This is a genomic window from Streptomyces sp. NPDC046805 (genome assembly GCF_040645355.1).
GTDB lineage: Bacteria > Actinomycetota > Actinomycetes > Streptomycetales > Streptomycetaceae > Streptomyces.
The window spans coordinates 240,894-258,227 of record NZ_JBEYYC010000002.1 but is presented as its reverse complement, the minus strand read 5'-3'; the positions used below and the strand labels follow the sequence as shown (position 1 = coordinate 258,227).

Below are 17,334 nucleotides of genomic sequence, written 5' to 3'. Positions count from 1 at the left end.
CCCCGGAGGGCGGGCGGTCACACGGGGTCGTAGGTCTGCTCGACCTTCTGCGTGCCGCTGCGCGTGCGGTACGAACGCGCCCAGGACGAGGTCGCATTCGGGTTCGTGCGGTCGGACACCACGTAGTAGTCCATCTGCGCCCGGTCGGCGGTGATGTCCAGGATGCCGTGGCCGTGCCGGTCGGTGTCGACCCAGTGGACGTGCCGGTTGGCGGCGCGGATGGCCGGCGAGGCGGTCGCGGAGACACGGCCCTCGGGGAGGTTCGCCATGTCGTCGAGGTTGTCGGAGGTCACCGACGTGACCACGAACTCGGTGGCCGCCGACGCGGACAGCGGGTAGGTCCCCGCGTCCACCGGCACGTCGTTGGCCCACGCCATGTGGATGTCACCGGTCAGGAAGACGGTGTTGCCGATGGCGTGGGAGCGCAGGTGGTCCAGCAGCTCGCGGCGGTCGTCGGTGTAGCCGTCCCACTGGTCGGTGTTGAGGGCCAGGCCTTCCTTCGGCAGACCGAGCAGCTCGGCGAGCGGCCGGAGCAGATCGGCGGTGAGGGAGCCGAGGGCGACCGGCGAGATCATCACCGAGTTGCCGACCAGGCGCCAGGTGGTGTCGGAGGACGCCAACCCGGCCTTCATCCAGTCGAGTTGCGCACGGCCCGTGATCGTACGGTCCGGGTCGTCGACCGCGCCGCTGCCTGTGGCCGCCTGCTGGGAGCGGAAGGAGCGCAGGTCCAGCAGGGACAGGTCGGCCAGCTTGCCGAAGCGCAGCCGGCGGTAGGTGGTGCCCGCGATCGCCGGGCGGACCGGCATCCACTCGAAGTAGGCCTGCTTGGCGGCCGCCTGACGCGCCGTCCAGGTGCCCTCGGCGCCCTCGGTGTGGTTGACCGCGCCGCCCGACCACGCGTTGTCGGCGAACTCGTGGTCGTCCCAGATGGCGACGACCGGCGCCGTGAGGTGCAGGGCCTGCAGGTCCGGGTCGGTCTTGTACCGGCCGTGCCGGGCACGGTAGTCGGCGAGCGTGATGATCTCGTGGGTCGGGGTGTGCGGGCGTACGACCGTGCCGCGGGTGCCGTACTCGCCGGACCGGTACTCGTAGATGTAGTCGCCGAGGTGCAGCCACGCGTCGAGGTCGCCGCGGGAGGCGAGATAGCGGTACGAGGAGAAGTAGCCCGCCTCCCAGTTGGCGCAGGAGACCACGCCGAAACGGAGGTTCGGCACCGTCGCGTCCGCCGCCGGCGCGGTGCGGGTGTGCGCCACCGGGGAGTCGGTGCCGCCGGCCGAGAAGCGGAACCAGTAGTCGGTGGCCGGGGCCAGAGCGCGGATGTCGGCCTTGACGGTGTGGTCGGAGGCGGCCGTCGCGGTGGTGGAGCCCTGGGCGACGACGTTCCCGAGCGCCTTGTCCGTGGCGACGACCCAGCTCACCTCGGTGTCCGGACCGACCCCGGAACCGGGTATCGCCTCGGGGGTGGGGGTTACCCGGGTCCACAGCAGGACACCGTCCGGAAGCGGGTCACCGGAGGCGACACCGTGCAGAAAGGAGGGGGCGCCCGCGTCCGCCCGGGCCGGAAGCGCGGCGACGAGCGGCCCACCCAGAACGGCACCGGCGGCCGCGGCCTTGACGACCGTACGACGGCTGGGCGTACGGGAGTTGGGGCGCCGGAACGCCTCGAATGATCTGTCTCGACTGGTCACGAGCGATCAGGTTACTGATCGGTACCAGCGGCTGGGTACGAGTTGACGAAAGTGCCCCGGACCTGAACCAGGTCCGGGGCACTCCGCGTTCCCGTCGGCGACGTGGAACTACGAATTCAGGGCCTTCTGTATCGCGGTGTTGAAGTCGGCGACCGTCATGGGCGGGTTGCCCTGGCTGTTGGTCGTGAGCATCTTGCCGTCCATGACGAAGCTCGGGGTGCCCGTCACGCCGTCCTTGTTGGTGTCGAAGGTCTTCGACATCGCCAGAGCCCAGGCGTCGTACGTGCCCTTCTTCACCGCGTTCTGGAACGTCGTGTTGTTCTTGAGCGCCGGCACCGTGTCCGCGACCTTGATGAGGTAGGCGTCGTCCTTGAACTTGTCGTCCGTCTCCTCCGGGTGCCACTTCGCCGAGTACAGCGCGGTCTTGTACTCGAGGAAGGCCTCCGGGCTGACGTTCAGCGCGGCGCCCATGGCGCTCATCGCGTTCTTGGAGCCCTCGCCTCGCGTACCGATCTTGCCCTTGCCGAGCGAGTCGCCGTCGAGGAAGGTGCCACCGATGTACTGGATCTTGAACTTGCCGTCGTCGATGTCCTTCTTCACGGTCGCGCCGACGGTCTGCTCGAACTGGGCGCAGATCGGGCAGCGCGGGTCCTCGTAGACCTTCAGGGTCTTCTTGGCGGTGTCCTTGCCGATGACGACGGTGGTGCCGTTCGCGCCCGAGGTGTGGGCCGGGGCCACGACCTTGGCGTTCTTCAGGCTCTCCCAGTGGCTGGGCTTGTTGGCCTGCACGACGAAGTAGCCGATGCCGCCCGCCGCGGCCAGTACGGCCACGATCGCGCCGGCCACGACGGCCTGCCGCTTGACCTTGTCGCGCTTGGCCTGCCGCTCGCGCTCCGCGCGCAGCCGCTCGCGGGCCGCCGTCTTCGCCGCCTGGCTGTTCCGCTGACTCATGGTGGTGATCTCCCTGGGGGACGCGCACATGTCGTACGCGGGATAGGTGTGGGGACTGAGGGTGCTCGGGTGCCCGAAGGGTGTCGCTCAGGGCACGGCGACCGAGCACGGCGGTCCACGCCGTCCCAGGGAGTAGACGAAGATCGGGTCGCGGGCGGCGGTCGCCCGGCGGCGGGGGCGCGGCAGGCGCCGTACCGGCGCGGCGGCCGGGCGGGCCGAGACCGCGGCGACCGCCAGCAGCAGCGGGCGGAACGTCGTCGCGGCGGCGGCCGTCAGCAGCTGGGCCAGCGCCCGCTCGCCGCGGCGCAGCCAGGCGGCGGCGAGCAGGCCGACGCCGACGTGGGCCGCGAGCAGGAGCCACGCGGTGGCCGGGTCGGCATGGGCGAGCGGCGCCGCGAGGCGGTCGATGTCGGTGCCGGTCGCGCGGGCCAGCGGCGTGCCGACCTGGGTGTGGCTGCCGCAGAGCACGTCCCAGCCGACGGAACGCAGCGGTCCCGCGACCGGGCCGCCCGCCCGGCCGTAGCAGAGGTGCTGGCCGGTGGTGAAGACCGTGTCGGCGGCCAGCTCCAGCGGGACCAGCAGTGCGGCGATCGGCCCGAAGCGGCGCTCGCGGCCGGCCAGCGCGAAGGAGACCGCGAACACGGCGGCGGCGACCGCGGCCACCGTGTTCAACGGCAGCGGGACCCGCGACAGCAGCACGTGCGACGCGGTGCCGAGCGTCACGACGAGTGCCGTGAACAGCGCCGCGCGAAGCGCTCTGATGCGGGTCCCGGATATGTCCATAGCGGGGAGAGTCTGTCACGTGGTCCGGTAAGGGACCCTTAAAGGGTCCCTGTGAGCCCCGGGGGGCGACGACGGCCGGTCAGAGCCCCGGAATCCGGCCGTTGCGGAACAGGTCCACGAAGATCTGGTGGTCGGCACGCGCGCGTGCGCCGTAGCTGTGCGCGAACTCGGTCAGCAGGTCCGCGAGGCCGTCCTCGTCGGCCGCGATCGCCGCGTCGATGGCCCGCTCCGTGGAGAACGGCACCAGCGACTCGCCGGAGGTGGTGTCCGCCGCCGCGTGCATCGTGGCCGTGGCGCGGCCCAGGTCGGCGACGACGGCCGCGATCTCCTCCGGGTCGTCGATGTCGCTCCAGTCCAGGTCCACGGCGTACGGCGAGATCTCGGCGACCAGCTGGCCGGCCCCGTCCAGCTCGGTCCAGCCCAGCCACGGGTCGGCGTGCGCCTGCAGGGCCCGCTGGGAGATCACCGTGCGGTGGCCCTCGTGCTGGAAGTAGTCGCGGATCGCCGGGTCCGTGATGTGCCGGGAGACGGCCGGGGTCTGGGCCTGCTTGATGTAGATCACGACATCGTTCTCGAGGGCGTCGCTGTGGCCCTCCAGCAGGATGTTGTACGACGGCAGGCCCGCCGAGCCGATGCCGATCCCGCGCCGGCCGACGACGTCCTTGACCCGGTACGAGTCCGGGTGGGCCAGGGAGGTCTCCGGGAGCGTCTCCAGGTAGCCGTCGAAGGCGGCCAGGACCTTGTAGCGGGTGGCCGCGTCCAGCTCGATGGAGCCGGCCCCGGGCGCGAAGCGGCGCTCGAAGTCCCGGATCTCGGTCATCGAGTCCAGCAGTCCGAAGCGGGTCAGGGAGCGGGCGTCGCGCAGCGCGTCCAGGAGCGGCCCGCGCGCGGTGTCCAGCGTGAACGGCGGCACCTCGTCGCTCTTGGCGCCGGTGGCCAGGGCGTGGATGCGCTCGCGGTACGCGCCCGCGTACACCCGCACCAGGTCGCTGATCTGCTCGTCGCTGAGCGCCTTCGCGTACCCGATGAGGGCGACGGAGGCGGCGAAGCGCTTCAGGTCCCAGGTGAACGGGCCGACGTACGCCTCGTCGAAGTCGTTGACGTTGAAGACCAGGCGGCCGTTCGAGTCCATGTACGTGCCGAAGTTCTCCGCGTGCAGATCGCCGTGGATCCACACGCGCGAGGTGCGCTCGTCCAGGTACGGTCCCCCGCGCCGCTCCGCGTCCAGGTCGTGGTAGAAGAGGCAGGCCGTGCCCCGGTAGAACGCGAAGGCCGACGCCGCCATCTTGCGGAACTTCACGTGGAACGCGGCGGGGTCGGCGGCCAGAAGCCGGCCGAAGGCGGTGTCGAAGACGGCGAGGATCTCCTCGCCGCGCTGCTCGTCGCTGAGCTGGGGGAGCGGCATCGCTGGGTGCCTCCTGGTGCTGTTCGTGCAGGAACGGGACGGGGGCATTTCTGCCGTGTCCAACGGGCGACCATACGCACAAGTGCCCGGGCCCGCGGACGAAGGTACGCGAGGAATCCCGCCCGCCGCCGGACGACCGCCCCTCGCGGAGGCGCTTCGCGCCGCGGGATCCGTCCCGCTGTCAGTGCCGGGGCATAGACTTCGTCGCTGTCCCCCCGACCGCCCGCCGTCACCCGACCACCGCCCCTCAACGAGGCGCTACGCGCCGCCCTTGCTCATTTTCTGGAGGCCGAAACCGTGTCAAAGCCGCCCTTCACGCACCTGCACGTCCACACCCAGTACTCGCTGCTGGACGGTGCCGCGCGGCTCAAGGACATGTTCAATGCCTGCAACGAGATGGGCATGACGCACATCGCCATGTCCGACCACGGCAACCTCCACGGGGCGTACGACTTCTTCCACTCCGCGCAGAAGGCCGGAGTCACGCCGATCATCGGCATCGAGGCTTACGTCGCGCCCGAGTCCCGGCGCAACAAGCGCAAGATCCAGTGGGGCCAGCCGCACCAGAAGAGGGACGACGTCTCCGGCTCGGGCGGTTACACCCACAAGACGATCTGGGCGGCCAACCGGACGGGCCTGCACAACCTCTTCCGCCTCTCCTCGGACGCGTACGCCGAGGGCTGGCTGCAGAAGTGGCCCCGCATGGACAAGGAGACCATCGCCCAGTGGTCGGAGGGACTCATCGCCTCGACGGGCTGCCCCTCCGGCGAGCTCCAGACCAGGCTGCGCCTCGGTCAGTTCGACGAGGCCCTGAAGTCGGCCGCCGAGTACCAGGACATCTTCGGCAAGGACCGCTACTTCCTGGAGCTGATGGACCACGGCATCGAGATCGAGCGCCGGGTCCGCGACGGCCTGCTGGAGATCGGCAAGAAGCTCGGCATCCCCCCGCTGGTCACGAACGACTCGCACTACACGTACGCGCACGAGGCGGGCGCCCACGACGCCCTGCTGTGCATCCAGACCGGCAAGAACCTCTCCGACCCCGACCGCTTCAGGTTCGACGGCACCGGCTACTACCTGAAGTCCACGGACGAGATGTACGCCGTCGACTCCTCGGACGCCTGGCAGGAGGGCTGCCGCAACACGCTCCTGGTCGCCGAGCAGGTCGACACCACGGGCATGTTCGAGAAGCGCGACCTCATGCCCAAGTTCGACATCCCCGAGGGCTACACCGAGGTCACCTGGTTCAAGGAGGAGGTCCGCCGCGGCATGGAGCGCCGCTTCCCCGGCGGCATCCCCGAGGACCGCCAGAAGCAGGTCGAGTACGAGATGGACGTCATCATCCAGATGGGGTTCCCGGGCTACTTCCTCGTCGTCGCCGACTTCATCATGTGGGCCAAGAACAACGGCATCGCCGTCGGCCCCGGCCGAGGCTCCGCGGCCGGCTCGATCGTCGCCTACGCCCTCGGCATCACCGACCTCGACCCGATCCCGCACGGCCTGATCTTCGAGCGGTTCCTGAACCCCGAGCGCGTCTCCATGCCCGACGTCGACATCGACTTCGACGAGCGTCGGCGCGTCGAGGTCATCCGGTACGTGACGGAGAAGTACGGCGCCGACAAGGTCGCCATGATCGGCACGTACGGCAAGATCAAGGCCAAGAACGCGATCAAGGACTCCGCGCGCGTGCTCGGCTACCCGTACGCGATGGGCGACCGCCTCACCAAGGCGATGCCCGCCGACGTCCTCGGCAAGGGCATCGACCTGGACGGCATCACCAACTCCTCGCACCCCCGCTACAGCGAGGCGGGCGAGATCCGCGGGATGTACGAGAACGAGCCGGACGTGAAGAAGGTCATCGACACCGCCAGGGGCGTCGAGGGTCTGGTCCGGCAGATGGGCGTGCACGCCGCCGGCGTGATCATGTCCAGCGAGACCATCACCGAGCACGTGCCCGTCTGGGTCCGGCACACCGACGGCGTGACCATCACGCAGTGGGACTATCCGAGCTGCGAGTCGCTCGGCCTGCTGAAGATGGACTTCCTCGGCCTGCGCAACCTGACGATCATGGACGACGCCGTCAAGATGGTGAAGTCCAACAAGGGCATCGACATCGACCTGCTGTCGCTGCCGCTCGACGACCCGACGACCTTCGACCTGCTCCAGCGCGGCGACACGCTCGGCGTCTTCCAGTTCGACGGCGGCCCGATGCGCTCGCTGCTGCGGCTGATGAAGCCCGACAACTTCGAGGACATCTCCGCCGTCTCCGCGCTCTACCGTCCCGGCCCGATGGGCATGGACTCGCACACCAACTACGCGCTGCGCAAGAACGGCCTCCAGGAGATCACCCCGATCCACAAGGAGCTCGAAGAGCCCCTCAGGGAGGTCCTGGACGTCACCCACGGCCTGATCGTCTACCAGGAGCAGGTGCAGAAAGCCGCCCAGATCATCGCCGGCTACTCGCTCGGCGAGGCCGACATCCTCCGCCGCGTGATGGGCAAGAAGAAGCCCGAGGAGCTGGCGAAGAACTTCGTCCTCTTCCAGCAGGGTGCTCGCAAGAAGGGCTACAGCGACGAGGCGATCCAGGCGCTGTGGGACGTGCTGGTCCCCTTCGCCGGCTACGCGTTCAACAAGGCGCACTCGGCCGCGTACGGCCTGGTGTCGTACTGGACCGCCTACCTCAAGGCGAACCACCCCGCCGAGTACATGGCCGGCCTGCTCACGTCCGTCAAGGACGACAAGGACAAGTCGGCCGTCTACCTCAACGAGTGCCGGCGCATGGGCATCAAGGTGCTCCCGCCGAACGTCAACGAGTCCATGTCGAACTTCGCCGCCCAGGGCGACGACGTGATCCTCTTCGGCCTCTCCGCCGTCCGCAACGTCGGCACCAACGTGGTCGAGGCGATCATCCGCGGCCGCAGGACCAAGGGGAAGTACAGCTCCTTCCCGGACTACCTCGACAAGGTCGAGGCGGTCGCCTGCAACAAGCGCACCACCGAATCGCTGATCAAGGCGGGCGCGTTCGACTCGATGAACCACACCCGCAAGGGCCTCACCGCGCAGTACGAGCCGATGATCGACAACGTGGTCGCGGTCAAGCGCAAGGAGGCGGAGGGCCAGTTCGACCTCTTCGGCGGGATGGGCGAGGCCGACACCAGCGAGCCGGGCTTCGGGCTCGACGTGGAGTTCTCCACCGAGGAGTGGGACAAGACCTATCTGCTCGCTCAGGAGCGGGAGATGCTCGGTCTGTACGTCTCCGACCACCCGCTCTTCGGCCTGGAGCACGTGCTGTCCGACAAAGCCGACGCGGGCATCTCCCAGCTCACCGGAGGTGAGCACGCGGACGGCGCGGTCGTCACCATCGGCGGCATCATCTCGGGCCTGCAGCGCAAGATGACCAAGCAGGGCAACGCCTGGGCGATCGCCACTGTGGAGGACCTCGCGGGCTCCATCGAGTGCATGTTCTTCCCGGCGACGTACCAGCTCGTCTCGACCCAACTCGTCGAGGACGCCGTGGTGTTCGTCAAGGGCCGCCTCGACAAGCGCGAGGACGTGCCGCGGCTGGTCGCGATGGAGCTGCTGGTCCCGGACCTGTCCAACGCGGGCACCAACGCGCCGGTGATCCTGACCATCCCGGCGGTCAAGGTGACCCCGCCGATGATCAGCCGCCTCGGCGAGATCCTCAGCCATCACAAGGGCGACAGCGAGGTCCGCATCAAGCTCCAGGGCCCGCGCAAGACGACGGTGCTCCGCCTGGACCGGCACCGGGTGAAGCCCGACCCGGCGCTGTTCGGCGACTTGAAGGTGCTGCTGGGACCGTCCTGCCTGGCCGGCTGAGCGGCGCCGGCGCGAGCGCGGCACCAGCGTGAGAGGGGCGCACCCGGCACGGATGCGCCCCTCTTCTCTGCGTGCGCGGGCCTCAGTTGTGGCCGAAGCGCTTCTGCTGCTTACGGGCAACATCGGCGGGGCTGCCCGGGCTGTGCATGACGGGGGACTCGTGGGCCTCCGTCGACGTCCGGTGCGCCTGCTCCTGGGCCTGCTCGGCCTGCGAGGCGCGGTTTTGCGGGCCACCCTGCTTACGGTTCTTGTTCTTGGCCATGGTGATCTTGCCTCCTGTGGGGACTAGGGGCCAGGGCCGCCATCAGATTCACATAGGCTGACAGCACACGCATGTCGGATAATTACCGTGTGTGACACGGTAGGTCGGGGTTCCGGCCCCGGAAACGCCACGCCGAAGATCGAGTTCCGGCCGTGAACCCCCGCGCGGTCGGGCAGACTCGAAGGACAGCCCGAAGCAAACCTCCCGGAAAGAGGGTGAGTCGTGTGGACCGCTGCATCGTCCTGGTGGACGCCGGGTATCTGCTGGGGGCCGCTGCCAGCCTCCTCGCCGGTGAGCCTTCGCGGTCCCGGATCACCGTCGACCACACCGCACTGATCCAGGCGCTGCGCGAGCGCGCCGAGTCGGACACCGAACGCCCGCTGCTGCGCATCTACTGGTTCGACGGCGCACCCGACCGCGTCCCGCAACCCGAGCACCGCAGGCTGCGCGTGATGCCCCGGGTCACCGTCCGGCTCGGTGCCCTGACCCGCAGCGACGGACGCTGGGCCCAGAAGGGCGTGGACGCGGCCATGCACGCCGAGCTCACCGAGCTCGCCCGCAACCGCGCCTGCTCCGACATCGTCCTGGTCACCGGCGACGGCGACCTGCTGCCGGGCATGATGGCCGCCAAGGAGCACGGCGTCGCCGTCCACCTGTGGGCCGTACAGGCCGGCGACGGCGACTACAACCAGTCCGAGGACCTGGTCGCCGAGGCCGACGAACGGCGCGTCCTGGACCGTGCGTGGATCACCAAGGCCGTACGCGCCAAGGAGCTCACCGGCATCTGCGCGCCGCCCCCCGCGCCCCGGCCCGAGATCGCCGCGATCCTCTCCGCGCCGCTGCCCGACTCGGCCCTCGCCGCGGCGGCCGAGCGGCCCGCCGAGCAGAGCGAGCACGCGCCCGCGGCCACCGCACAGCAGAACGGCACGCAGGAGCGGGCGGCCGCGCCCAAGGGCGTCCCCACCCCCAAGGACCTCGCCGCGCTGCGCGCCCCCGGGGCCCATGCCGTCCAGCACCCCGCGACCGCGACCCTGCGCTGGTCCTCCGACAAGGGCTGGGTCGACCGCCCGGGCGCGACGGCCGAGCCCCCCGACGTCGCGGCGATGCCGACGCTGGCCCAGCTGACCACGGCCGAGCAGCGCTGGGCCGACCGGGAGGAGGACATCACCACGGTCGGCGGGGACCCCTACGAGGTCGGGCAGGTCTTCGCGCGGCGCTGGATGTCCCGGCTCGGCGACCAGAGCCATCTGCAGAAGCTGTCCGGTCTCTACCCGCGCATCCCGCACCGCATCGACGGCGAACTGCTGCGCTACGCCGCCCGTTTCGGCCTGCTGGCGCACAAGGACGACCAGATCGACGAGCACGACCGCTACGCGATCCGGGCCGGGTTCTGGCGCGAGATCGACGTACGCACGGCGGCGGAGCACGCGCCCGCCGGGGAGTGAAGACGCGGGGACACACGCGCGGGGTCCACGGCCGACGCCCCAAAGGCGAGTAAAGGCCGTGGACCCCGTAGTCTCCTCCCTTGTGAGTACGCGCGCGACCCAGGCACTTCGACATCGGGACGACGTCGTGTGCGCGGTGCGCGGGCTGACCAAGACCTATCCGGCCGTCCGGGGACGGCGCGGCGCGCCGGGGGCGCCCGAGGTGCGGGCCACCGACGGCGTGGAACTGGAGGTCCGGCGCGGGGAGATCTTCGGGCTGCTCGGGCCGAACGGCGCCGGCAAGTCCACCCTCGTACGGCAGCTCACCGGACTGCTGCGGCCGGACAGCGGCAGCGTCGAGATCCTCGGCCACGACATCGTGCGGCACCCGGAGCGGGCCGCCCGGATCCTCGCCTACCTCGGCCAGGAGTCGACCGCCCTCGACGAGCTGACCGTCTCCCTCGCCGCCGAGACCACCGGTCGGCTGCGCGGACTGGACCTGCGGCGGGCGCGCGCCGAGCGGGACGACGTGCTCGACGAGCTGGGGCTCACGCCGATCGCCGGACGCCCCCTGAAGAAGCTGTCCGGCGGACAGCGGCGGCTCGCCTGTCTCGCCGCCGCGCTCGTCGGGGAGCGGCCGCTGCTGATGCTCGACGAGCCCACGACCGGCATGGACCCGGTGGCCCGGCGCGCGGTGTGGGCGGCCGTGGACCGGCGGCGGGCCGAGCGCGGGACGACCGTGCTGCTCGTCACCCACAACGTCATCGAGGCCGAGACGGTGCTCGACCGGGTCGCCGTCCTCGACCGGGGCCGGGTCATCGCCTGCGACAGCCCCGCCGGACTCAAGGAACGCGTCGCCGACGAGGTGCGCGTCGAGCTGGTCTGGCGGGAGGCGGCGCCGCTGGAGGTGCCCGAGGTCGCCACGCTGCGGGAGCGGGCCGTGGAGTCCGGGCGCCGCTGGACGCTGCGGCTCGCGCCCGAGGAGGCCCGCGCGGTCGTCGCGACGGTGACCGGCGGGGCCGCGTTCGCCGCCCTGGACGACTTCACGCTCGCCACGCCCAGCCTGGAGGACGTGTACCTGGCGCTGGGCGGGGCCGCGCGGCAGGGACTGGTGAAGGCATGAGCGAGGGCACCGGCGGGAAGGGCGAGGGCATCCGCATGAAGGGGGGCGCGACGTGAGTGTCGTACCCGTGGAGGTTGTGCAGGGCGGTGCGCCGGCCGTGACGGACCGGGCGCGGGGGGCGGTCGAGCTCGGACCGTCCGCACGGCTGTGGCCGTCGCTGGCGGCCGTCTACCGGGCGCAGCTGTCGCGTGCGCGGGTGGCGCGCATCCCCCTGCTGTTCGTCGCGACCTTCCAGTCGGTCGGCATCATGATCATGATGCGCGGGGTGGTGGACACGCGGGGCGAGGCCCAGGCCGTGGTGGCCGGGTCGTCGATCGTGGTCGTCGCCTACGTCGCGCTGAACCTGCTCGCCCAGTACTTCGGGCAGCTGCGGGCCACCGGCGGGCTCGACCACTACGCGACGCTGCCGGTGCCGCCCGCGGCGGTGGTGCTGGGCGCGGCGGGCGCGTACGCCTCCTTCACCGTGCCCGGGACCCTGGTGACCGCCGTCTTCGGCTGTGTGCTGTTCGGGCTGCCGCTGACGAACCTGTGGATCCTGGCCGCCGTGATCCCGCTCGCGGGTGCCGCCCTCTCCGGGCTCGGCGCCGCCTTCGGGCTGCTCGCGCCGCGGCCGGAACTGGCCACCCTGCTCGGTCAGTTGGGCATGTCGGCGGCGCTGCTGCTCGGGGTGCTCCCGGCGGACCGGATGCCGGAGATCGTCCGGCTGGCGCGCGACCTGCTGCCGTCGACCTATGGTGTGGAGGCCTACGCGCGGACCTTCGGGGCGCACCCCGACTGGGCGCTCGTCGCCGCTGACCTGGGCGTGTGCGCGGGCGTCGGGGTGGCGTCGCTGGCCGCGGCGTCCTGGGCGTACCGCCGGGCCGCCGTCCGGTGACGCGCCGTACGGGCCGACCTGGCACGATGACAAGGTGACCGCACCGTTGACTCCGCCTCCTCCGCCGCACGACCAGTCCCAGCACCAGGCCTGGCAGGCGCCGCCTGCCGCGGCGGTGGGGGGCGCGTACGAACAGGACGGTCCCGGGATGAAGACCGAAGTGCGGGAGGCCGCCGTGGTCACGGTGGCGGTGGCCCTCTCCGGCGTGCTGCTCGGGCTGCTGTGGTGGTGGCTGGCTCCGCATGTGCCGCTGGTCGGGGACCAGGTGGACAAGGCCTGGGTCGTCTACCTCAAGGACACCGAGGGAGAGCAGGCGGCCGGGGTGGACGGAACGTTCACCCTGCTGGCGCTCGCCTTCGGCGTGGTCAGCGCGGTCGTCGCCTTCCTGCTGCGCCGGCGCGGAGGCGTGCCGATCGTGGTGGCGCTGGGCGTCGGGGGCCTGCTCGGGTCGCTGCTGGCCTGGCGGCTGGGGGTGTGGCTCGGACCCTCCCAGAACGTGGTCGCCCACGCGAAGGCCGTCGGCAAGGGCGTGACGTTCTCGGCGCCGCTGAAGCTGGGGGCTAAGGGCGCGCTGCTGACCTGGTCCATCGCCGCGCTGGTGGTGCACCTCGGGCTGACGGCGCTGTTCGGGCCGCGCGACCCCGACTCCTATCTGGAGGGGCCGTACGAGCAGGGGCCCCACGGTGAGCACGGTGAGCACCACGGGCCGTACGGGACGCCGCCGGCGTAGCCGCGGGGCGCCCCGTCGATCTCCTCAGCCGGTCGCCGATCTCCTCACGCCGGCCGCGGATCGCCTCACGCCGGCCGCGGATCGCCTCACGCTGGTCGCCGTCCGTGGTTCGAGCGGCCCTTCTTGATGCGCCACCTGCGTTTCCGGGTTCTCTTCGACATGTCCCTCGTACTTAACCGAGGAACGGGCGTCCGTCGAGAGGTCACGCACGCCCGATGGGGGCGAGGACGGCGCGGGTGAGCCGGGCCAGGTCGTCGGGGGACAGCTCGACCTCCAGGCCGCGGCGGCCCGCCGAGACACAGACCGTGCCGTGGGACGCGGCCGAGTCGTCCAGGACCGTGGGGAGCTTCTTGCGCTGGCCCAGCGGGGAGATGCCGCCGCGCACATAGCCCGTGGTGCGCTCGGCGAGGGCCGGATCCGCCATCGCGGCCCGCTTGCCGCCGACCGCCGAGGCCAGGGCCTTGAGGTCGAGGGAGCCCGCCACCGGGACCACCGCCACCGTCAGCGCGCCGTCGACCTCCGCCACCAGCGTCTTGAAGACGCGGTCGGGCAGGACGCCCATCGCCTCGGCCGCCTCCTCGCCGTAGGAGGGGTGGGCGGGGTCGTGGTCGTAGGAGTGGACCGTGTAGTCCACGCCCGCGGCCGTCAGGGCCACCGTCGCGGGGGTTCCCCCCGGCTGCTGCTTCTTCGACTTCTTCGCCATCGCGTTCTTCGCCATCGGGGGTCCGGGCCTTCAGTTCAGACTCGTCGGGGCGCGCGTCAGCTCCGACGCCGGCAGCGACGGCAGGTTGCGGATGATGGCCGTCTCCGCGCGCAGCAGCCCCAGCTCGTCCCGCAGCCGTGAGGCCGTGTCGGGTGCCTGGAGCAGGCGTTGCCGCGTCGGCGTGTCCAGCATCGTCGCGGCCGCCACCAGGTAGGAGACGACGCTCGGTTCGTCGGGCAGCTCCGCGCCCGTCGCCAGGGTCTGCTTCTGCGCGCCCGCCAGACGCTTCTGGTACTGCCGGAAGGCCCGCAGCACCCCCTCGGCCAGCGGGCCGGCCTCGTCGCCCGGCTCCTCGGTCAGCTCCTGGAGCTCCGCCGTCAGGAACGGGCCCGAGGCGTCCACCGACAGCAGCCGTACCCGGGTCGTCCCGGTCGCCAGCACCTCGAAGCCGCCGCCCGCCCGCTCCCGGATGGTCGCCGCGTCCGCCACGCAGCCCACGCCGTGGAACGCCCGGAACGGGTCGGCGCCGAAGCCGGCCGCCGGGCCGCGCTCGGGCACCGCGGTCGGATCCGGCATGCCCGGGGCGCTCGGGGCCACCTCGTGGCCGTCGCGGATCGCCACGACGGCGAACCGGCGCGGTTCGTCCTCGGGGGTCTTCAGCAACTCGCGCATCATGGCGCAATAGCGCTCCTCGAAGATGTTCAGAGGGAGCACCAGCCCCGGGAACAGCACGGAGTTCAGTGGGAAGAGGGGGAGACGGACGGTGGTCACGGCGTCACAGCCTAATGGTCACCGGCGGTCGCGTGTCCGCCGCGCTCGCTCCGGGGTCCTCGGCCGGCCGCCGTCGTGAGCTCGGCGCGCAGCCGCAGGACGTGTTCCAGCGGGTCCTCGGACACCCGGTCCCAGGGGAAGGACGTGACGTACGGCCCGGCCAGCCGCAGTTCGCGCAGGGCGTCCCGCGGCCGGTCGAGGCGTACGAGGAGGTGCGCCAGCAGGTTGCGTACCTCGGCCGGCCAGGGGTCGGCCGACGGATACAGCGCGGAGAGCGCGACGGCCCGGTCGGCGGCCGCGTCCAGCCGCCCCCGCGGCACCATGAGGCCGCGGGCCAGGCAGGCGTGCGCCGCGTGGGCCGGGAGGGCCTGGACCAGTGCCCCGGGCGGGGCGTCCCGGGCCGCCGACTCGGCGAAGGCGAGGCACGCGTCAAAGGAGTCGGCGGCGCCGGGCGAGGCCGCGGGGAGGCGGACGAGGTACCGGAGCGCGGCCACATGGCAGCCGTAGTGGTGGGCGGAGCGGCGCAGCGCCTCCCGCCACAGCCGCTCGAACTCCGTGTGCCCGGCGTTCATGCCGCGCGCCCGGTCCAGCGCGATCCGCCAGGGCACCGGGTCGCGCCGGTCGGCCTCGGCGGCCGCGGCGATCAGCGCTCCCGCCTCGCCCAGCAGCTCGGTCCGGGCCGGGGACGACCAGCCGCGGTCCACCGCGAGCTGCGCGACGAGCAGCTGGGCGTCCGGGTCGGCGGGGGCCGCCGCGCGCCACGCCTCGACCCACGCGGGGCGCGAGCGGGCGAACACGGCGAGCCGCCGCACATAGCGGTCCCGGTGCTCCCACTCGGCGCCGCCGCGGGCCGCGGCGAGCAGTTTCGCGGCAGGCTCGTACTCGCCCCGGGCGGCCGCGACCAGCGCGGGTGCCAGTCGCTCGTCGGGCGCGTCGAGCAGCACCTCGGCGTCGGCCGGTAGTCCGGCGGCGGGGCGCGAGGCGAACCGTGCCCGCCGTGCGTGGCGGAGGAGAGCGCGCAGTGGTCCCATGGTGTCGACCATTGAAAGTCCGCAGGTCGGGCCCGCGCCAGGGGCTACGGGCAACCCGTGGAAGGTTGTACGGCCCCCGGTCAAGGCCGGGTAAAAGGTGATTGTTCAGTCACTGTCGGGTACCTGCCGGTGCCGGATGCGGCGGTCATCCGCGCCGCAGCATCCGCGTCGCCCCCGCCGCCACCGTCGTCGCCAGGACCCAGCCCAGCAGGATCATCACCGCGGCCAGCCACTGCCAGCCGCCGCGCAGCCGCCACTGGTCCGCCTGGCCCAGATCGATCACCGGCAGCAGCAGGTCGAGGGCGAACAGGGCCGGGTTCCACACCGGATGGGCGCCGGAGTCCATCGGCTGCGGTCCGGCCCGCGCGAAGGCGAACGTGGCCGCCGCCCACAGCACCGCCATCCACACCGCGGCCCGGCCCGGCCGGTACCCGTAGGCGACCGTCCAGTCCTGCACGTACCCCCACAGCTTGGCGGCCGGCGGCAGGGTCTCGCGGCGACGGCGCTGCTTGGCGAGCAGCACCTCGCGCGCGTCCTCGTCCTCGCCCGCGGCCCGCAGCACACCGGCGAGGCGCTCGTACGGCTCCGGGTGGTACTCGGCGGTGGCCGCCGCGACCCAGTCCAGGCGCCGGTCCAGCGGGAACGGGCCCCGCGGTACGAGGCTCTCGTACGTGAAGCCGCCCATCTGCAGATTGCCCGGCTCCGGCCAGCTGCCCGCCCGGTCCACGAGGGTGACGATCCGCGCGCCCGACAACACCACCTTGCCGCGCCGCGGCTTCTCCCCGAGGAAGCGCAGCTCGGGCGTCTGTACCCGGCGCAGCGACAGTTCCTGGTCGTCGGTGAAGGCCAGCCGCGCCCGCTCCAGGTCGACCGCGTCCCCGAACCGCCCGTCGTCCAGACGCACGCCGCCCTGGCACTCGAACCGCTGGACGCGCGTCCCGCGCGCGGGCGTCATGCCGCCGAGCAGCGAGCTGCCCACGCCGGCCGGGGTCAGGTACAGGGTGCGCTCGACGGTCAGCTGGGGCGCGTTCAGGGCGAGCCGTGCGCAGGGGTTGACCAGCCGCGCGCCGCGCAGGCTCAGCGAGACGCCGACCTTGGCGCCGCGCAGGCTCAGCTCGCCGTACGACTGGAGCATCTCCGCCTGGAGGTCCTGGCCGACGGTCAGGCCGTCCGCGGCGATCGAGCGCCCGCCGCGGCCCGGGTGCACGACCGCCTGGTTGAGCAGCAGATCCGTACCGATGTGGGCGTCGGTCAGACGGACGCCGTACCGGAAGCGGCAGCGCGGCAGGTGCAGGTCGCCCTCGGTGTGCAGCCGGGCCGCCTCCAGGCGCGGCACCGAGCAGTCCACGAACCGCACGGTGGTGCAGCGGGCCTCGGGCAGCAGGACCTCCTGGTCGAAGCGGCAGCCCCGCAGCTCCAGGTACGGCGTGACCGTGCCGCCCGCCAGGTCCAGCGGGCCGGTGATCTGCACCCCGGCCAGCTTCAGGGCGGACACCCGGCCCGCGAGCGCGGGGGGCCCGGCGAGCAGCAGCCAGGCGACGACACGCGCCCGCACGGTCCGCTCGGGCCCCCAGGGTTGGTCACCGTGCGGATCGTCGAGGGCGCCGTCTCCGCGCGTGAGGTCGTACACGCTGCCGTTGCGGAAGGCCTGCCACATACCGGCCTCGGCGGCGGTGAGGTCGTCCGGCAGGTCCCCGCCCCGCGGCCCGGCCTCTTCGCTCAGGGCGCTTCCTTCCTCCACCGCCACTCCCG

The 17,334-nt window shown here is 72.0% G+C and carries 14 protein-coding genes; 5 read left to right on the top strand and 9 right to left on the bottom strand.

Annotation, left to right across the window (positions count from 1 at the left end; genetic code table 11):
- Nucleotides 1–17 precede the first annotated feature (17 nt).
- The 4 genes from ABZ910_RS03945 to ABZ910_RS03930 all read right to left on the bottom strand — a co-directional run bounded on the left by ABZ910_RS03945 (nucleotide 18) and on the right by ABZ910_RS03930 (nucleotide 4,827).
- Nucleotides 18–1,688, bottom strand: a complete 1,671-nt coding sequence (locus ABZ910_RS03945; protein ID WP_361358748.1) for an alkaline phosphatase D family protein — start codon at nucleotides 1,686–1,688, stop codon at nucleotides 18–20.
- Between the two features lie 108 nt (nucleotides 1,689–1,796).
- Complete coding sequence (locus ABZ910_RS03940; RefSeq protein WP_361358745.1) at nucleotides 1,797–2,639, bottom strand: DsbA family protein; 843 nt, start codon at nucleotides 2,637–2,639, stop codon at nucleotides 1,797–1,799.
- A gap of 87 nt (nucleotides 2,640–2,726) precedes the next feature.
- The gene (locus tag ABZ910_RS03935) at nucleotides 2,727–3,422 is read right to left on the bottom strand and encodes a hypothetical protein (protein WP_361358742.1); all 696 of its coding nucleotides are present in this window, start codon (nucleotides 3,420–3,422) and stop codon (nucleotides 2,727–2,729) included.
- Nucleotides 3,423–3,501: 79 nt separating this feature from the next.
- Nucleotides 3,502–4,827: a DUF2252 domain-containing protein gene (locus ABZ910_RS03930; RefSeq protein WP_361358739.1), complete on the bottom strand. Its 1,326-nt coding sequence runs from the start codon at nucleotides 4,825–4,827 to the stop codon at nucleotides 3,502–3,504.
- A 297-nt stretch (nucleotides 4,828–5,124) separates the two neighbouring features.
- Here ABZ910_RS03930 and dnaE point away from each other — a divergent pair, with 297 nt between their 5' ends.
- Complete coding sequence (gene dnaE / locus ABZ910_RS03925; protein WP_361358736.1) at nucleotides 5,125–8,664, top strand: DNA polymerase III subunit alpha; 3,540 nt, start codon at nucleotides 5,125–5,127, stop codon at nucleotides 8,662–8,664.
- An 82-nt stretch (nucleotides 8,665–8,746) separates the two neighbouring features.
- Here dnaE and ABZ910_RS03920 read toward each other — a convergent pair whose 3' ends face one another.
- Nucleotides 8,747–8,926 carry a hypothetical protein gene (locus tag ABZ910_RS03920; RefSeq protein ID WP_361358734.1) on the bottom strand — a complete coding sequence of 60 codons (180 nt, stop codon included), beginning with the start codon at nucleotides 8,924–8,926 and terminating at the stop codon, nucleotides 8,747–8,749.
- A 224-nt stretch (nucleotides 8,927–9,150) separates the two neighbouring features.
- On the opposite strand from ABZ910_RS03920, the gene ABZ910_RS03915 reads away from it, so the two are divergent.
- The 4 genes from ABZ910_RS03915 (at nucleotide 9,151) to ABZ910_RS03900 (ending at nucleotide 13,077) form a co-directional block, all read left to right on the top strand.
- A complete protein-coding gene (locus ABZ910_RS03915; protein ID WP_361358731.1) occupies nucleotides 9,151–10,371 on the top strand; it encodes an NYN domain-containing protein in 1,221 nt (406 codons plus the stop codon).
- A 127-nt stretch (nucleotides 10,372–10,498) separates the two neighbouring features.
- Nucleotides 10,499–11,473 (top strand): ABC transporter ATP-binding protein, encoded by a 975-nt coding sequence (locus ABZ910_RS03910; RefSeq protein ID WP_361359097.1) that lies wholly within the window; start codon nucleotides 10,499–10,501, stop codon nucleotides 11,471–11,473.
- A gap of 52 nt (nucleotides 11,474–11,525) precedes the next feature.
- Nucleotides 11,526–12,347, top strand: a complete 822-nt coding sequence (locus tag ABZ910_RS03905) for an ABC transporter permease (protein ID WP_361358728.1) — start codon at nucleotides 11,526–11,528, stop codon at nucleotides 12,345–12,347.
- Nucleotides 12,348–12,381: 34 nt separating this feature from the next.
- Nucleotides 12,382–13,077 (top strand): AAA family ATPase, encoded by a 696-nt coding sequence (locus ABZ910_RS03900; RefSeq protein WP_361358725.1) that lies wholly within the window; start codon nucleotides 12,382–12,384, stop codon nucleotides 13,075–13,077.
- 202 nt (nucleotides 13,078–13,279) lie between these two features.
- Here ABZ910_RS03900 and ybaK read toward each other — a convergent pair whose 3' ends face one another.
- The 4 genes from ybaK to ABZ910_RS03880 form a co-directional block, all read right to left on the bottom strand.
- Nucleotides 13,280–13,780: a Cys-tRNA(Pro) deacylase gene (ybaK, locus tag ABZ910_RS03895; protein WP_361359095.1), complete on the bottom strand. Its 501-nt coding sequence runs from the start codon at nucleotides 13,778–13,780 to the stop codon at nucleotides 13,280–13,282.
- A gap of 30 nt (nucleotides 13,781–13,810) precedes the next feature.
- A complete protein-coding gene (locus ABZ910_RS03890; RefSeq protein ID WP_361358722.1) occupies nucleotides 13,811–14,551 on the bottom strand; it encodes an LON peptidase substrate-binding domain-containing protein in 741 nt (246 codons plus the stop codon).
- Nucleotides 14,552–14,562: 11 nt separating this feature from the next.
- On the bottom strand, nucleotides 14,563–15,582 hold the full coding sequence (locus ABZ910_RS03885; RefSeq protein ID WP_361358719.1) for a hypothetical protein: 1,020 nt from the start codon (nucleotides 15,580–15,582) through the stop codon (nucleotides 14,563–14,565).
- 145 nt (nucleotides 15,583–15,727) lie between these two features.
- Nucleotides 15,728–17,305: an oxidoreductase gene (locus tag ABZ910_RS03880; RefSeq protein WP_361359093.1), complete on the bottom strand. Its 1,578-nt coding sequence runs from the start codon at nucleotides 17,303–17,305 to the stop codon at nucleotides 15,728–15,730.
- Between the last annotated feature and the right edge of the window lie 29 nt (nucleotides 17,306–17,334).

Coding starts and splice junctions, on each gene's coding strand:
- ABZ910_RS03940 (WP_361358745.1), bottom strand. CDS start 2,639: ATGAGTCAGCGGAACAGCCAGGCGGCGAAGACGGCGGCCCGCGAGCGG.
- ABZ910_RS03935 (WP_361358742.1), bottom strand. CDS start 3,422: ATGGACATATCCGGGACCCGCATCAGAGCGCTTCGCGCGGCGCTGTTC.
- ABZ910_RS03930 (WP_361358739.1), bottom strand. CDS start 4,827: ATGCCGCTCCCCCAGCTCAGCGACGAGCAGCGCGGCGAGGAGATCCTC.
- ABZ910_RS03920 (WP_361358734.1), bottom strand. CDS start 8,926: ATGGCCAAGAACAAGAACCGTAAGCAGGGTGGCCCGCAAAACCGCGCC.
- ybaK (WP_361359095.1), bottom strand. CDS start 13,780: ATGGCGAAGAAGTCGAAGAAGCAGCAGCCGGGGGGAACCCCCGCGACG.
- ABZ910_RS03885 (WP_361358719.1), bottom strand. CDS start 15,582: ATGGGACCACTGCGCGCTCTCCTCCGCCACGCACGGCGGGCACGGTTC.